Source organism: Pseudomonas kilonensis (assembly GCF_001269885.1).
In the GTDB taxonomy this organism is placed as follows: domain Bacteria; phylum Pseudomonadota; class Gammaproteobacteria; order Pseudomonadales; family Pseudomonadaceae; genus Aquipseudomonas; species Aquipseudomonas kilonensis.
The window spans coordinates 80,634-97,441 of record NZ_LHVH01000023.1; the positions used below are offsets into that span (position 1 = coordinate 80,634).

General features: G+C 61.1%; 13 protein-coding genes. 10 read left to right on the forward strand and 3 right to left on the reverse strand.

The features are described 5' to 3' along the window. Positions 1-4: 4 nt before the first annotated feature. The 3 genes from AD662_RS15955 to AD662_RS15965 are packed head-to-tail and all read right to left on the reverse strand — an operon-like array spanning position 5 to position 4,886. Positions 5-592, reverse strand: coding sequence for a chemotaxis protein CheB (locus tag AD662_RS15955; RefSeq protein ID WP_003202309.1), 588 nt, complete (start codon positions 590-592; stop codon positions 5-7). Beyond that, the gene (locus tag AD662_RS15960) at positions 589-1,404 is read right to left on the reverse strand and encodes a CheR family methyltransferase (RefSeq protein WP_053188740.1); all 816 of its coding nucleotides are present in this window, start codon (positions 1,402-1,404) and stop codon (positions 589-591) included. Before AD662_RS15960 ends, AD662_RS15955 begins: the two co-directional genes overlap by 4 nt. Beyond that, a complete protein-coding gene (locus AD662_RS15965) occupies positions 1,404-4,886 on the reverse strand; it encodes a response regulator (RefSeq protein ID WP_053188743.1) in 3,483 nt (1,160 codons plus the stop codon). The genes AD662_RS15960 and AD662_RS15965 overlap by 1 nt, the downstream gene beginning before the upstream one ends. A gap of 286 nt (positions 4,887-5,172) precedes the next feature. Here AD662_RS15965 and AD662_RS15970 point away from each other — a divergent pair, with 286 nt between their 5' ends. The 10 genes from AD662_RS15970 (at position 5,173) to AD662_RS16015 (ending at position 16,794) form a co-directional block, all read left to right on the forward strand. After that, the gene (locus tag AD662_RS15970) at positions 5,173-5,541 is read left to right on the forward strand and encodes a response regulator (protein ID WP_018601506.1); all 369 of its coding nucleotides are present in this window, start codon (positions 5,173-5,175) and stop codon (positions 5,539-5,541) included. A 77-nt stretch (positions 5,542-5,618) separates the two neighbouring features. Beyond that, the gene (locus AD662_RS15975) at positions 5,619-6,911 is read left to right on the forward strand and encodes a glycosyltransferase (RefSeq protein ID WP_053188747.1); all 1,293 of its coding nucleotides are present in this window, start codon (positions 5,619-5,621) and stop codon (positions 6,909-6,911) included. 70 nt (positions 6,912-6,981) lie between these two features. Continuing rightward, positions 6,982-7,887, forward strand: a complete 906-nt coding sequence (locus tag AD662_RS15980; protein ID WP_018601510.1) for an AraC family transcriptional regulator — start codon at positions 6,982-6,984, stop codon at positions 7,885-7,887. Positions 7,888-8,184: 297 nt separating this feature from the next. Beyond that, complete coding sequence (locus AD662_RS15985) at positions 8,185-9,495, forward strand: ABC transporter substrate-binding protein (RefSeq protein ID WP_053188749.1); 1,311 nt, start codon at positions 8,185-8,187, stop codon at positions 9,493-9,495. Between the two features lie 152 nt (positions 9,496-9,647). Then, positions 9,648-10,580 carry a carbohydrate ABC transporter permease gene (locus AD662_RS15990; RefSeq protein ID WP_024618342.1) on the forward strand — a complete coding sequence of 311 codons (933 nt, stop codon included), beginning with the start codon at positions 9,648-9,650 and terminating at the stop codon, positions 10,578-10,580. A gap of 10 nt (positions 10,581-10,590) precedes the next feature. Next, positions 10,591-11,421 (forward strand): carbohydrate ABC transporter permease, encoded by an 831-nt coding sequence (locus AD662_RS15995; RefSeq protein ID WP_053188751.1) that lies wholly within the window; start codon positions 10,591-10,593, stop codon positions 11,419-11,421. A 138-nt stretch (positions 11,422-11,559) separates the two neighbouring features. Then, positions 11,560-12,663, forward strand: a complete 1,104-nt coding sequence (locus AD662_RS16000; RefSeq protein ID WP_053188754.1) for an ABC transporter ATP-binding protein — start codon at positions 11,560-11,562, stop codon at positions 12,661-12,663. A gap of 15 nt (positions 12,664-12,678) precedes the next feature. Further along, on the forward strand, positions 12,679-14,160 hold the full coding sequence (locus AD662_RS16005) for a mannitol dehydrogenase family protein (protein WP_053188757.1): 1,482 nt from the start codon (positions 12,679-12,681) through the stop codon (positions 14,158-14,160). Between the two features lie 195 nt (positions 14,161-14,355). Further along, entirely contained in the window at positions 14,356-15,843 is a 1,488-nt protein-coding gene (xylB, locus tag AD662_RS16010) for a xylulokinase (RefSeq protein ID WP_053188760.1), read from the forward strand. Positions 15,844-15,855: 12 nt separating this feature from the next. Then, positions 15,856-16,794 (forward strand): carbohydrate kinase family protein, encoded by a 939-nt coding sequence (locus AD662_RS16015; protein ID WP_018601522.1) that lies wholly within the window; start codon positions 15,856-15,858, stop codon positions 16,792-16,794. Positions 16,795-16,808: the final 14 nt, after the last annotated feature.

The window sequence follows — 16,808 nt, forward strand, 5'->3', positions numbered from 1 at the left end:
TGGTTCATTCCAGCCCGGCCAGCAATTGGCCGATGCCTTGCAAAGTAAGGATATGGTCGGGCTCGTGCAGGGCCAGCGCCGCTTCGGGCATGGTCGAGACCTGGGCTTCACCGGGGTCCTGGACCACCGTGATCCCGCCCAGTGCCCTGACCTTCGCCAAGCCACAGGCGCCATCATTGTTGGCGCCGGTCAGCACCACGGCCAGCAATTTCTGGCCATAGACATCGGCGGCCGATTCAAACAACACATCGATGGACGGCCGCGAATGATGCACCGGTTCCTCCAGGCTCAACGACAGGCTACGGTCAGCCTCGACCGACAAGTGATAGCCAGGCGTGGCGACATACAAGGTTCCCGGCACGATGTCTTGCTTGTCCCGGGCTTCCTCCACCGGCACCGCCAGACGATGTCCGAAGACACGGGCCAGTTGGCTTTCGCGCTCGTCCGGCAAATGCAATACCACCAGGATAGGCACGCCAAAACCCTTGCGCAGGTGTCCGAAGACCCTGAGCAACGCTTCGACGCCACCGGCCGATGCACCGACGACAATGGCCTCGATGGGCGGGTTGGATCTGTCCTTCGTCTGGTTCATAACTTGCGATAGATCCGTTCCTGTTTGACCAACGGCTCGAATCGATGGCCGTAAGCCGAGAAATCCAACGTCTCCTTACTGCCCAATACCAGGAAACCACGGTGACAAAGGGACTCATGAAACAATCCAAACGCCCGATCCTGCAGTTTTTTATTGAAATATATCAATACATTACGACAGGAAATTAACTGGGTTTCTGAAAACACACTGTCGGTCGCCAGGCTGTGATCGGCAAAGGTCACGTTCTCGCACAGGGTTTTGTCGAACATCGCATAATCGTAGGCGGCGGTATAGTAATCGGCAAACGAGCGCCGGCCTCCGGCGGCCTGGTAGTTCTGGGTATAGGTGCGCACGTTCTCCAGGGAAAAAATCCCCTGCTTGGCTTTTTCCAACGAGCGCGGGTTGATATCGGTGGCATAGATGAGCGTGCGGTCCAGCAGGCCTTCTTCGCGCAGCAGGATCGCCATGGAGTAGACCTCCTCCCCTGTGCTGCAACCAGCGATCCAGATCTTGATCGAAGGGTACGTCCTGAGCAGCGGCACGATTTCCTCGCGAATGGCCAGGAAATGCGAGGGGTCGCGAAACATCTCGCTGACCGGGATCGTCAGCAGTTGCAGCAACTGCATGAACGCCCCCGGGTCATGCAGCACGCGCTCCTGCAATGCCGAGATGGTCCTGCACTCGAACTGGCTCAGCGCATGGTGGACCCGGCGCTTGATGGACGCACCGGAATAATCGCGAAAATCGTAGCTGTACTTGAGGTAGATCGCTTCGATCAACAAACGAAGTTCAATGTCAGTGTCACGTTCCACTAAATTCTTTCCATATTCGGCAACCACACGCGAATCAGCGAGAACAGACGATCCAGATCGATCGGTTTGGCCAGGTAGTCGTTGGAACCCGCCGCCAGGCAGCGTTCCTGATCATCCTTCATGGCCTTGGCCGTCACGGCAATAATGGGCAGCTTGCGCCAGCGCGGGTCCTTGCGGATCAGCGCGGTGGCTTCGAAACCGTCCATCTCCGGCATCATTACATCCATCAGCACCAGATCGATATCGTCGAACTCGTTCAGGCGATCGATCGCCTCGAAACCATTACGGCCGATGACAACGATCGCCCCCTTCGCCTCCAGGGCGCTGGTCAGGGCAAAGATGTTGCGCACATCGTCATCCACCAGCAACACCTTGCGGCCTTCAAACACCTTGTCACGGCTGCGGGCGGTCTTGAGCATCCGCTGCCGTTCATGGGACAACCGGGATTCGACTTTGTGCAGAAAGAGTGTCACCTCGTCCAACAGGCGCTCTGGCGAACGGGCGCCCTTGATGATGATCGAGCGCGAATACTTGCGCAGTTCGGCCTCTTCGTCACGGGTCAGGTTGCGCCCGGTGTAGACGATCACCGGCGGGAAGGAGCAGATGTCTTCGCTGGACATGCGCTTGAGCAGGTCATTGCCGAGCATGTCCGGCAACTTGAGGTCGATGATCATGCAGTCGTAGACATTGGTCCGCAGCAGGTCCAGGGCCTGCTGGGCCAGGCCAACGGCGGTGATCTCGATGTCATCATCGCCGATCAGCCGGGTAATGCTGTCGCGTTGCAGGTCATCGTCCTCCACCAGCAGCACTCGCTTGACCTTCTGGGTCAGCTTGGCTTCCAGGCGGGCGAATACATCCTTGAGTTCTTCACGGGTGGTCGGCTTGACGGCATAGCCGATGGCGCCCATGTGCATGGCGGCTTCGACGCGGTCTTCGACGGAAATCACGTGCACCGGAATGTGCCGGGTTTCGGCTCGCTCCTTGAGCCGCTGCAACACCGTCAGCCCGGAATGGTCCGGCAGGCGCATGTCCAACAGGATGGCGTCGGGGGCCAGTTGCAAAGCCAGGTCGAAACCTTCATCGGCACCGTGGGCCACCAGGCACTGGTAACCGAGCTCATGGGCCAGGTCGAACAGGATGTGGGCGAACTTGGGTTCGTCCTCGATCACCAGGATGCACCGGGTGTCGAACGGCGCCTTGTCGCGGTCGTCGGCGAAGCGGGCAATCGGCGTATCCACTTCAGCGATCAGCGGTGCCGGGGCGGCTTTTGGCGCAACCGGCGCTGGCGCGGTGGCCGTCGGGGTGAAGGTCATCGGCGCTGTCGGCGTGTCCCCGGGCTCGACATAACGCTCAGGCATTACCAGCGTAAACACGCTGCCCTGCCCCGGCTCGCTGGAAACCGAGATAGAGCCGCCCAGCAACATGGCCAGGTCCCGGGAAATCGACAACCCCAGGCCCGTGCCGCCGTAACGACGGTTGGTCGTGCCATCGGCCTGGCGGAATGCTTCGAAGATGCTCTGCTGCTGATCGACGGCGATGCCGATCCCCGAGTCGCGCACCATGAACGCGATGCCCGAACCCGGCTGCCCGGCCACAGCCAGGCAGACGGAGCCTTGCTCGGTGAACTTCACGGCATTGGACAGCAGGTTCTTGATCACCTGCTCCAGGCGCTGGCGGTCGGTGTAGAGCATCGCCGGCGCATCGGGCAATACCTGGACCTCGAATCCCAGGCCCTTGTCGGCTGCCAACGGCTCGAACATGTCCCGCAGGCCTTCCACCAGACGCTGCACGCTGGTGTTTTCCGGGCGCACTTCCAGCTTTCCGGCCTCGACCTTGGAGATGTCGAGAATATCGTTGATCAGGTTCAACAGATCGTTGCCGGCGGAGTAGATCGACTCGGCGAACTTGACCTGTTCCTCGCTGAGGTTCTGCTGCGGGTTTTCCGCCAGCAGCTTGGACAGGATCAGCGAGCTGTTGAGCGGCGTGCGCAGCTCGTGGGACATATTGGCCAGGAACTCGGATTTGTACTTGCTCGAACGCTGCAACTCTTCGGCGCGCTCCTGCAATTGGATCTGGACCAGGTTCAGCTCGCTGTTCTTCTGGTCCATGGCGTCGCGCTGCTCGGCCAATTGCTCGTTGGTCTGCTCCAGCTCCTGTTGCTGGGCTTCCAGGTGGGCCTGGGATTCCTTGAGGATGCGCGACTGCTCTTCCAGCTCCTCGTTGGCGGTCTTGAGCTCTTCCTGCTGCACTTGCAGTTCTTCGTTCAACTGCTGGGTTTCGGCCAGTACTTCCTGCAAGCGCTGGCGATAACGGGCGGCCTCGATGGAGGTGCCGATATTGCCGGCGATCAACTCCAACAGCTCGATATCGCGCTCGGTCAATGGCCGCAGGAAGCCCAGCTCGATGACCCCGTTGATCCGGTCATCGTCACTGGTGGGCACCACCAGCACGCTGTTGGGCAAGCCTTGCCCCAATCCGGAGCTGACTTTGAGGTAATCGTCCGGTACGTCGTCCAGGCGAATGAGGCGGCCCTGTTGCACGGCCTGGCCGGCGATGCCTTCACCGTCGACGATCATCTGTTGCTGCTGGTCATCCTCCCGGGACAGGCCATAGGTGGCGACGCGCTTGAGGACGCCATTTTCTTCCCGCGTATAGAGTGCAGCGACCGCCACATCCAGGTACTTCGCACAGAACTGCAGGATATTGCGGCCCAACAGGTTCAGGGACAACTGCCCCAGGACCTGTTCGGCCAGCAGCGTCTGGCCATTGCGCAACCAGGCCTGCTTCTCCAGGTGCAAGGCGCTGCGTTGCTGGACTTTCAGGCTGGCGCTGTAGCTCTCGGACAAGCTCAACAGATCCCGGCGGCCGACGTAGGCCAGCAACCCACTGACAGCGGCGACGAACAGCAGGTACAGGGCAATGCTCCAGACCGTGGTAGTGCGCACGTCCTGGTTGCGCGCCGCGCGCAGTTGCTGCTCGGTATCGACGATTTCCTCGAAGGTGTGGCGGATCTCGTCCGTCAAGCGCTTGCCGCGCCCGGACCTCGCCGCGCTCCGGTAATCCCCGCTGCTGCGTTGCAGGTCGATCATGCCCTGGGCGTACGTGGACCATTCCGTCTGGAGCGCTTGTATCTTGTGCAACCGGTCGGTCTGGACGGGGTTGTCGGCTGTCAATTCCAGCAGTGTATCCAGCGCGACGGCAATCCGCGGCTTGGCCACTTCATAGGGCTCGAGAAAGTGCTCGTCACCGTTCAACAGGTAGCCACGCATGCCGGTTTCCAGGTCCACGCTCAGCTTGAGCGCCTCATTGGCATTATTGATCACCCGGTCGGTATGCCCGACCCACTGGATCACCGACAGCAGGTACGTGACAAGGATGATGAAAAACACCGCGCTGAGGGCGCCCATGCCCAGCGGCAGGCTGATATTGCGGCTCAGGAGCTTGCGAAAACTTTGCTCGTCGACCGAAGACGAAGGAGTCATGGAAAGGGCCTTGGTGGACAGTTGAAAACCGTGGAGTTTGCCCGAAAAACGGCGTTTGGATCCACATTATCTGACGAGTCAAAGGCGCAAGTCCCGCGACGATCTACCTTGTAGCAAGGAAGCGACTATCCTTGTCAGCTCTTGTACTATAGATCCTTTCTTGTACAACCCTGGGAACTTGTGCCACCTCGGAGCTTACTCATAAAAGAGGCTCATAAAAGAGGCTCAAGAAAGGGGCCGTTTTTTTTCGAGCCCCCTCCCGCTCCCATCTTCGAGAATGCCTACTATGTCCACCCCTCCTCCTCCCAAGCCCACCATCCTAGTAGTCGAAGACGACGACATTGTGCGGATGCTGATCGTCGACGTGCTTGAGGAACTGGAATACCAGGTGCTGGAGGCAGATGGTTGTGAGCAGGCGCTGGCGTTTTTGCGCAACGACGAGCAAGCCATTGCCCTGATGATGACCGACGTCGGCCTGCCGGTAATGGACGGGCGGGAACTGGCCAAGCAGGCTCGGTCCATGCGGCCGGCGCTGCCGGTGCTGTTTGCCAGCGGTTATGCCGAAAGCATCGATGTGCCTGAAGGCATGTCGGTGATCGGCAAGCCCTTCTCCATCGATCAGTTGCGCGACAAGGTCAAACGCATTCTTGCTTGAGCCGGATCGCATTCTTGGTCACTATCGGCGCCCCGCGCGCCGACGGCGCCTGAATCGCTCCGAGGAACCCCCTGCTCATGCATCACCCCACCGCCACCAAGGTCCTGGTTATCGGCTATGTCTGGCCCGAGCCGCGCTCATCGGCTGCCAGCGGGCATATCATGCAGATCCTCGACACGTTCCTCGGGCAAGGCTGGGACATCACCTTCAGCAGCCCGGCGGGCCCGGGCGAGCAGCGCGCCGACCTGGTCGCGCTGGGCATCCGCGAAGTGCCGATCGAACTCAATAGCAGCAGCTTCGACGCCTTCATCAGCGAGCTGGCACCGGATATCGTGCTGTTCGACCAATTCATGATGGAAGAACAGTTCGGCTGGCGGGTCGAGAAGCACTGCCCCGGCGCCCTGCGGGTGCTGGAGACGTCAGACTTGCAGAGCCTGCGCCACGCTCGGCACCAGCGTTTGAAGGACCGCCTTAAGCACGATGAGGCTGGCGAGGATTTCAGCGACCTCTTCGCCCCGGCCCTGGACGAGGAGTTCCAGCGGATGGCCGACACCGACCTGGCCAAACGGGAAATCGCTGCACTGTACCGCTGCGACCTCAACCTGATGGTGTCCGAGGTTGAAATCGAACTGTTGGTGGAACACTTCAAGTTACCCCGCAACCTGCTGCTCTGGTGCCCGTTGATGCTGGACCTGCCCAACGAACAGCCCGTGCCGTTCGAGGAGCGAGCGCATTTTCTCAGCATCGGCAACTTCCGCCACGCGCCGAACTGGGACGCCGTGCTCTGGATGAAAAACGCCATCTGGCCACTGATCCGCCAACAATTACCCGGCGCGCAACTGCACCTGTACGGCGCCTACACCCCACCCAAGGCCGCCGCATTGCACAACCCGGCCCAGGGCTTTCACATCATGAACTGGGCCGAGGACGCCTTGCAGGTGATGTCGGCGGCACGCATCTGCCTGGCGCCGCTGCGTTTCGGCGCCGGCATCAAGGGCAAGTTGATCGACGCCATGCGCTGCGGCACCCCCAACGTCACCACGCCCGTGGGCGCCGAAGCCATGCACGGCGGCATGCCCTGGCCCGGCGTGATTGCCCAGAGCGCCGAAGGCATCGCCAATGCGGCGGTGCAGTTGTATCGCGACCCGGCGCGCTGGACCCAGGCCCAGGATGCGGGCCTCGCCCTGCTGGAGAACCGCTACCGGCAACAGGTGCACGGCCCGGCGCTGATCGACAGCATCAACGCTTGCCGGGCGGACCTGGCGCAACGACGTCGGGACAACTTCACCGGCAGCATGCTGCGTCACCACCAGCACAAAAGCACCCAATACATGTCCCAGTGGATCGAAGAAAAAAACCGCAACGGTTAGACGTCAGAGTGGCAGCCGCCTGGCGAAGGGGGCATTATCCAACGGCGATAACAATAAAAGCGCCAGACCCATGACCCGAACAGCCAGAATCACCGACCCCTCCTACGAGTTGATGGACGACCATAACGGGCTGTCCATCATCTACCGTCAGCACGGTTTTCCCTGCCCCCTGGTGCGCTGGCATTTCCACAAGGAATACGAGCTGCACTTGATCGTCGCCAGTTCCGGCAAAGTGTTCATTGGCGACTACATCGGCAACTTCTATCCCCAGTCGCTGTTCCTCACCGGCCCCAACCTGCCCCATAACTGGATCAGCCAGGTGGCCGAGGACGAAGTGGTGCACAAGCGCGACATGCTGGTGAACTTCACCGACGAGTTGTTCGAAAGCGGCCACCAGGTGTTCGCCGAACTCAAGACGGTCGCACCGCTGCTCGAACGTGCCCAATACGGCATCGAGTTTCGCTGCAAGCGCACCATCCGCCAGGCCATGACCCTGATGCAGCGCATCGCCGATTCCCAGGGCATGAGCCGCCTCGGGCATTTCTTCATCCTGATGGAGCTGCTGGCCGGCACGGATGACTACCAACTGCTTTCCGGAGCGACCTCCCCGCAAGCGGCGGACGAACACAGCATCGACCGCACCAACCGCGCGGTGGACTACATCTTTGCCCACTACGCCCGGGAAATGTCCCTGGAAGAAGTGGCCGAGCACCTGGGCATGAAACCCACCTATTTCAGCCGGGTGTTCAAACAGGCCACCGGTCGCTGCTTCATCGAATTCGTCAATCGCCTGCGCATCAGCAAATCCTGCGAATTGCTGGCCGACGGCGACAAACCGGTGACAGACGTGTGCTTTGAATCCGGCTTCAACAACATCTCCAATTTCAACCGGCGTTTCCAGCAACTCAAGGGCATGACCCCGTCCCATTATCGGCGGCTGGCGGTGCAGCGGTTGACCGAGCAGAATCAAGGCTGAGAATCTCGGATCATTTCTGTGGCGGGATTCATGTGGGAGCAAGGCTTGCCCGCGATGCAGGCGCCTCGGTTCCCCGGAAGACCGCGTCAACTTCATCGCGGGCAAGCCTTGCTCCCACAGATAATTTCCATCGCCACACCCCACCCAGTGCAAAAAAGTATCAGCACAAGTGCGACGGATGATTTGTCACGCCGTCCAATGAGGGCTGTAATCAGCGCACATTCTTCCCTTCATCCGGAAGACACAAAAACAATAACTGTCCTTCTGCAGCCTTCGGGCGCGGAAAAGGAGTGCGCGATGAAACCTTCGGTAAAAGCTCTGCTTGTCTCCACCTGCATGACCCTCAGCAGCGTCAGCTTCGGCGCAGAGACCCTCACCATTGCCACGGTCAATAACAGCGACATGATCCGCATGCAAAAGCTCTCGAAAACCTTCGAGGCCGAGCACCCGGACATCAAGCTCAACTGGGTGGTGCTCGAAGAAAACGTCCTGCGCCAGCGCCTGACCACCGACATCGCCACCCAGGGCGGACAGTTCGACGTACTGACCATTGGCATGTACGAAGCTGCACTCTGGGGCGCCAAGGGCTGGCTGGAACCGATGAAAGACCTGCCGGCCTCCTACGACCTGGACGACGTATTCCCTTCCGTGCGTGATGGTTTGTCGGTCAAAGGCTCGCTGTACGCCCTGCCGTTCTATGCCGAAAGCTCGATCACCTATTACCGCACGGACCTGTTCAAGAACGCCGGGCTGACCATGCCCGAACACCCGACCTGGACCCAGATCGGTGAGTTCGCCGAAAAACTCACCGACAAATCCAAGGAACAATATGGCCTGTGCCTGCGGGGCAAGGCCGGTTGGGGCGAGAACATGGCGCTCATCACCACCCTGGCCAACGGCTTTGGCGCGCGCTGGTTCGATGAGAAGTGGCAGCCGCAATTCAATGGGCCCGAGTGGAAGGATGCGCTGAACTTCTACGTCGACAATATGAAGAAATCCGGCCCGCCGGGCGCTTCCAGCAACGGCTTCAACGAAAACCTGGCGCTGTTCAACAGCGGCAAGTGCGCGATTTGGGTTGATGCCAGCGTCGCCGGTTCCTTCGTGACCGACAAGACCCAGAGCAAGGTGGCCGACCACGTCGGATTCACCTTCGCCCCCCACGAAAAAACCGCCAAGGGCACCTCGTGGATGTACTCCTGGTCGCTGGCCATCCCGGCCAGTTCCAAAGCCAAGGGCGCGGCCACGGTCTTTACCACCTGGGCGACGTCCAAGGAATACAGCCAATTGGTCGCCAAGACCGACGGTATTGCCAACGTACCGCCAGGCACCCGCACCTCGACCTACAGCGACGAGTACATGAAGGCCGCGCCGTTTGCCAAAGTGACCCTGGAGTCGTTGAAAGTCGCCGACCCGAAAGCGCCAACTCTCAAGCCTGTGCCCTACATCGGCATCCAGTTGGTGACCATCCCCGAGTTCCAGGCCATCGGCACCCAGGTGGGCAAGTTCTTTTCCGGCGCGCTGACCGGCCAGCAGACCGTGGACCAGGCGTTGACCGCGGCGCAGTCCACCACCGAACGCGAGATGAAACGTGCTGGGTATCCCAAATAATCCGCGCCGCCTGCTCTCGCTTTCTGTGGGAGCGGGCTTGCTCGCGAATAGGTCGGCACATTCAACATTAATGTGACTGACAAATCGCTTTCGCGAGCAAGCCCGCTCCCACAGGGGGATCTTCATAGGCCCGCAAAAATCGGTTCAATGCCATGAATAGCTCAACTACAACTGCCAAAGCCCCCATCGAGATTGCCCCGCCGGCACGCAAGATCCGCCTGGCGAACCCCGGTTGGTTCCTGGTCAGCCCTTCGGTGGCCTTGTTGCTGCTGTGGATGATCGTGCCGCTGGGCATGACCGTCTACTTCTCGCTGATCCGCTACAACCTGCTCTACCCCGGTGAAAACGAATTCGTCGGGCTGGAGAACTTCACCTACTTCCTGACCGACTCGGGTTTCATGCCCGGTGCCACCAACACCTTGTTGCTGGTGGGCAGCGTGCTGCTGATCAGTATCGTGCTGGGGGTGTTGATCAGCGCGCTGCTGGAGGCCAGTGAGTTTTTTGGTCGCGGCATCGTCCGTGTGCTGCTGATCTCGCCGTTCTTCATCATGCCCACCGTCGGTGCGCTGATCTGGAAGAACCTGATCTTCCACCCGGTCTCGGGCATCCTCGCTTCGGTGTGGAAACTGTTCGGCGCCCAGCCAGTGGACTGGCTGGCCCATTACCCGCTGCTGTCGATCATCATCATCGTGAGTTGGCAATGGCTGCCCTTCGCGATCCTGATCCTGATGACCGCCATGCAGTCGCTGGACCAGGAACAGAAAGAAGCCGCGCGCCTGGACGGTGCCGGCCCGATCGCGATTTTCTGGCACCTGACCTTGCCGCACCTGGCCCGCCCGATTGCCGTGGTGCTGATGATCGAGACGATCTTCCTGCTGTCGGTGTTCGCCGAGATCTTTACCACCACCAACGGTGGCCCTGGCTACGCCTCGACCAACCTTGCCTACCTGATCTACAACCAGGCACTGGTGCAGTTCGACGTCGGCATGGCTTCGGCCGGTGGCCTGATCGCCGTGGTCATTGCCAACATCGCCGCCATCATCCTGGTCCGGATGATCGGCAAAAACCTCACCGACAAGCACTGAGGCCGTCGCCATGACTCTTCAACAATCCCGTCGCCTGCAAAGCCTGCTGCTTGGCACGCTGGCCTGGGCCATCGCGATCCTGATCTTCTTCCCGATCTTCTGGATGGTGTTGACCAGCTTCAAGACCGAAATCGATGCGTTCGCCACGCCGCCGCAGTTCATCTTCGCGCCCACGCTGGAGAACTACCTGCACATCAACGAGCGCAGCAACTACTTCAGCTTCGCCTGGAATTCGGTGGTGATTTCCTTCAGCGCCACCGCCCTGTGCCTGCTGATTGCGGTGCCGGCGGCCTACTCCATGGCGTTCTATGAAACCCAGCGCACCAAAGGCACGTTGCTGTGGATGCTCTCCACCAAGATGCTGCCGCCAGTGGGCGTGCTGATGCCAATCTACCTGCTGGCCAAGCAATTTGGCCTGCTGGACACGCGTGTCGCGTTGATCATCATCTACACCTTGATCAACCTGCCCATCGTGGTCTGGATGATTTACACCTACTTCAAGGACATCCCTCGCGACATCCTCGAGGCCGCACGCCTGGATGGCGCCACGCTGTGGCAGGAAATGGTCCGCGTGCTGCTGCCGATTGCCAAGGGCGGCCTGGCCTCGACCGTACTGCTGTCGCTGATCCTGTGCTGGAACGAGGCCTTCTGGTCGCTGAACCTCACCTCCTCCAAAGCCGCGCCACTGACGACGTTGATCGCCTCTTATTCCAGCCCGGAAGGTTTGTTCTGGGCCAAATTGTCGGCCGTCTCGACCCTGGCCTGCGCGCCGATCCTGATCTTTGGCTGGATCAGCCAGAAACAGCTGGTGCGCGGTTTGTCCTTCGGCGCGGTGAAATGAACCGTCAAAAGATCGCAGGCTTCGCCAGCTCCTACACGCAGCTCACAGCCTCCGCGATCCCTGTAGGAGCTGCCGAGTGCAACAAGGCTGCGATCTTTCCCAGCCAACTGAATAAATGACAAGTGGAGGCCCATCATCATGGCCAACCTGAAAATCAAGAATCTGCAAAAGGGTTTCGAAGGCTTCTCCATCATCAAGGGCATCGACCTTGAGGTGAACGACCGCGAGTTCGTGGTCTTCGTCGGCCCGTCGGGCTGTGGCAAGTCCACGCTGCTACGGCTCATCGCCGGCCTGGAAGAGGTCAGCGACGGCACCATCGAACTCGATGGCCGGGACATTACCGAAGTCAGCCCGGCCAAGCGTGACCTGGCGATGGTGTTCCAGACCTACGCCTTGTACCCGCACATGAGCGTGCGCAAGAACATGTCCTTCGCCCTGGACCTGGCCGGCGTACCCAAGGCCGAGGTCGAGAAGAAGGTCAACGAGGCGGCGCGCATCCTCGAGCTGGGGCCGATGCTCGAGCGCAAGCCCAAGCAACTGTCCGGTGGCCAGCGCCAGCGTGTAGCGATCGGCCGGGCCATCGTGCGCAACCCGAAAATCTTCCTGTTCGACGAGCCGCTGTCCAACCTCGACGCCGCCCTGCGGGTGCAGATGCGCCTGGAGCTGGCGCGCCTGCACAAGGAGCTGCAGGCGACCATGATCTACGTGACTCACGACCAGGTCGAAGCCATGACCCTGGCCGACAAGGTGGTGGTGCTCAATGGCGGGCGCATCGAGCAGGTCGGCTCACCGCTGGACCTGTATCACCAGCCAGCCAACCTGTTTGTCGCCGGGTTCCTCGGCACGCCGAAAATGGGCTTTCTCAAAGGCAAGGTTACCGGCCTGGACAGTCAGGGCTGTGAAGTGCTGCTGGACGCCGGCACGCGTATCAGCCTGCCCTTGAGCGGTGCCAACCTGAGCGTCGGCGGCGCGGTGACCCTGGGGATTCGCCCGGAACACCTGAACCTGGCGCAACCGGGGGATTGCACCCTGCAAGTCACCGCCGACGTCAGCGAGCGACTGGGCAGCGACACCTTCTGTCACGTCGTCACGGCGTCCGGCGAAGCCTTGACCATGCGCGTTCGCGGCGACCTGGCGAGCCGTTTCGGCGAGCAACTGAGCCTGCACCTGGACGCTGAACACTGCCACTTATTCGATGCCGAGGGCGTTGCGGTGACCCGCGCGCTGCGCGCCGCCGCCTGATTGCCGAGACCTGCGATGAAACTCAACCGACAAAACCTGCACAACCTCAAGCCTGACGTCGCCCTGCCCGCCTACCCTTTGGGCGACATCCGCCAGGGCATCGCCCACATCGGCGTTGGCGGTTTCCACCGGGCTCACCAGGCCTACTACACCGATGCGCTGATGAATACCGGCACCGACTTGGACTGGGCCATCTGCGGCGTGGGCCTGCGGGCCGAGGATCGCCGCGCCCGGGACGACCTGGCCGGCCAGGATTACCTGTTCACCCTGTACGAACTGGGTGACACCGATGACACCGAAGTCCGGGTGATCGGCGCGATCAATGACATGTTGCTGGCTGAGGATGGCGCCCAGGCGCTGATCGACAAACTGGCCGATCCGCAGATCCGCATCGTCTCGCTGACCATCACCGAGGGCGGCTATTGCATCGACGACAGCAACGGCGAGTTCATGGCCCACCTGCCGCAGATCCAGCACGACCTGGCCCATCCCGAGGAGCCGAAAACCGTCTTCGGCTTCCTCTGCGCCGCCCTGGCCAAGCGCCGCGCGGCCGGCACCCCGGCGTTCACCCTGATGTCTTGCGATAACCTGCCCCACAACGGTGCTGTGACCCGCAAGGCGTTGCTGGCCTTCGCCGCACTGCGCGACGCGGAGCTGGGGCAATGGATCGAGCGCAACGTCAGTTTCCCCAATGCCATGGTCGATCGCATCACGCCCATGACCAGCGTGGCCCATCGCCTGCAACTGCATGACGAACATGGCATCGACGACGCTTGGCCGGTGGTCTGCGAACCGTTCGTGCAATGGGTCCTGGAAGACAAGTTCGTCAACGGTCGCCCGGCCTGGGAAAAGGTCGGCGTGCAGTTCACCGATGACGTCACACCTTATGAAGAGATGAAAATCAAGCTGCTCAACGGCAGCCATCTGGCGTTGACCTACCTGGGTTTTCTCAAGGGTTATCGCTTCGTCCACGAAACCATGAACGACCCGTTGTTCGTGCGTTACATGCGCGCCTACATGGACCTGGACGTGACGCCGCAACTGGCGCCAGTGCCGGGCATCGACCTGACCGACTACAAGAACACCCTGGTGGAGCGTTTTTCCAATCAGGCGATTGCCGACCAGTTGGAACGGGTCTGTTCGGACGGCTCGTCGAAGTTTCCAAAATTCACCGTGCCGACCATTAACCGCTTGATCGCCGACGGTGGCGAAACCCGTCGCGCGGCGCTGGTGGTGGCGGCCTGGGCCGTGTACCTGAAGGGCGTGGACGAAAACGGCGTGACGTATTCAATCCCGGACCCACGGGCGGCGTTTTGCCAGGCACTGGTGGCTGACGATGCGCTGGTGACCCAGCGGGTGCTGGAGGTGGAAGAAATCTTTGGCACCGCCATTCCCCGCTCGCCGGAGTTCGTGGCAGCATTCGAATGGTGCTGCAACAGCTTGCGCGAGCATGGGGTAACACGAACACTTGAGCGGGTACTGGCCGACGTGAACTAAGCTCGACGCGATCCGCTCTTGTGGCGAGGGGATTTATCCCCGCTGGGCTGCGAAGCAGCCCCAAATGTTTCTGCTGCTTCGGTGTATCAGACAGTACGTCTGGGGGCCGCTTCGCGACCCAGCGGGGCGGTGCGACGTTTCGCTAAATCCCCTCGCCACAGGTTCTGTGTTTTGTTCTTTGATCCGAGGATTTCCATGGCAAACCAACAACTGTTCCTGGGCATCGACTGCGGCACCCAAGGTACCAAGGCACTGGTCCTGGATGCGATCAGCGGCCAGGTTCTCGGCCAGGGCACCGCTGCCCACAGCATGATCAGCGGCCCCAACGGTCGCCGTGAACAAGACACCCAGCAATGGCTCGATGCATTCACCCAAGCGACTCACCAAGCCTTGGCAGACGCCGGCGTCGATGGCCAGGCGATCCTCGGCATCGGCGTCTCCGGCCAGCAACACGGCCTGGTCCTGCTTGATGACCAGGGCCAGGTCTTGCGCCCGGCCAAGCTGTGGTGCGACACCGAGACAACGCCGGAAAACGATCGGCTCCTGGCGCACCTGGGCGGTGAAGACGGCAGCCTCGAACGCCTCGGCGTGGTGATCGCGCCGGGCTACACGGTTTCCAAGCTGCTCTGGACACGGGAGCAGCATCCCCAGGTGTTCGAACGCATTGCCAGCGTCCTGCTGCCCCACGACTTTCTCAACTACTGGCTCACCGGTCGCCATTGCAGCGAATACGGCGACGCCTCGGGAACCGGCTATTTCAACGTACGCACCCGCCAATGGGACGTGCAACTGTTACAACACATCGACCCCAGCGCACGCTTGCAGGCGGCGCTACCGGAACTGATCGAGGCCCATCAGCCAGTCGGACGCATCCTGCCGGCCATTGCAGCGCACCTGGGCATCAACCCTGACGCCGTGGTGGCAAGTGGTGGCGGCGACAACATGATGGGCGCCATCGGCACCGGGAACATTCAGCCCGGTGTGATCACCATGAGCCTCGGGTCCTCCGGTACGGTCTACGCCTATGCCGCCGAACCTGCGGTCAGCCCACAGCCGTCGGTGGCGACGTTCTGCTCCTCCAGCGGTGGCTGGCTGCCGCTGATCTGCACCATGAACCTGACCAATGCCACCGGGGCGATTCGCGAATTGCTGGCGCTGGACATCGACACATTCAACGCCCTGGTGGTCCAGGCTCCGATTGGCGCCGAGGGCGTGTGCATGCTGCCGTTCCTCAACGGCGAGCGTGTTCCCGCCCTGCCCCATGCCACCGGCAGCCTGCTGGGCCTGACCACCACCAACCTGACCCGGGCCAACCTGTGTCGCGCCGTGGTCGAAGGCACGACCTTCGGTTTGCGCTATGGCTTGGACCTGCTGCGGGCCAACGGGCTCCAGGCCCAGAGCATTCGCCTGATCGGCGGCGGGTCGAAGAGTGCGGTGTGGCGGCAGATTGTCGCCGACACCATGGACACCACGGTCATTTGCACCGAACAGAGCGAAGCCGCTGCCTTGGGAGCGGCGATTCAGGCAGCATGGTGTCACTCGGGTTCACCTACGGATTTGGCCGAGCTGTGCGAGCGCTGCGTCAAGCTCGACCCGACCAGCGAAACCCGGCCAATCGCCGCGCATGTCGCGGCGTCGCAACAAGTTTATGAACGTTATCGACAACACGTCGCAACCCTTTGAGAGCGGGAAACTATGTATTTGGTGTGTGGTGAAGCGCTGTTTGATTTTTTCAGTGAGACCGAGGCGAATGGCCCGGCCTCGCAAGTGAACTACAAGGCCATTGCCGGCGGTTCACCGTTCAACGTGGCCGTGGGGCTGCGCCGCCTGGGTGTTGAATCGGCGCTGTTGACCGGGCTGTCCACCGACTACCTGGGCCGACGCTTGCAACAGGTGCTGCTCAATGAAGGTGTCAGCGCCCAATACCTGGTGGAGTTCGACGCACCGACCACCCTGGCAATGGTTGCCGTGGGCGCCAATGGTTCGCCCCACTACAGTTTTCGCGGCGAAGGCTGTGCGGACCGACAACTGAGCCTGGCGCATCTACCGGACCTGGGCCCCGAGGTACGCGGCTTGCATTTCGGCTCGTTCTCGCTGGTGGTCCAGCCCATCGCCGACACGCTCCTGGCCCTGATGCAACGCGAAAGCGGCCGCCGCCTGATCAGCCTCGACCCGAATGTGCGACTCAACCCGCAACCGGATATCGAGCTGTGGCGCTCACGGATTGCGACGCTGGTGCAATATGCCGACCTGATCAAGGTCAGTGACGAAGACCTGGAGCTGCTCTACCCAGGGGTTGAGCCCAAGGCGATCGTCGAAGGTTGGCTGGGGAACCGCTGCCAATTGGTCTTCCTGACCCGTGGCGGCCAGGGCGCTACGGTCTTCAGTCGCCAACACGGCTCATGGTCGCTGCCGTCCTGTCCGGTGAAGATCGCCGACACCGTGGGTGCAGGCGACACCTTCCAGGCCGCGCTGATTGCGTGGTTGACTGAACAACAATTGGATTCGGTCGAGGGGTTGCATACCCTGACCCGGGAACAGATCAGCGCCATGCTTGAGTTCGCCATTCGCGCCGCCGCCCTGACGTGTGGCAAAACCGGGCCAGACCTGCCATACAGGCAACAATTGAACTGAATGGCGCATCGCTG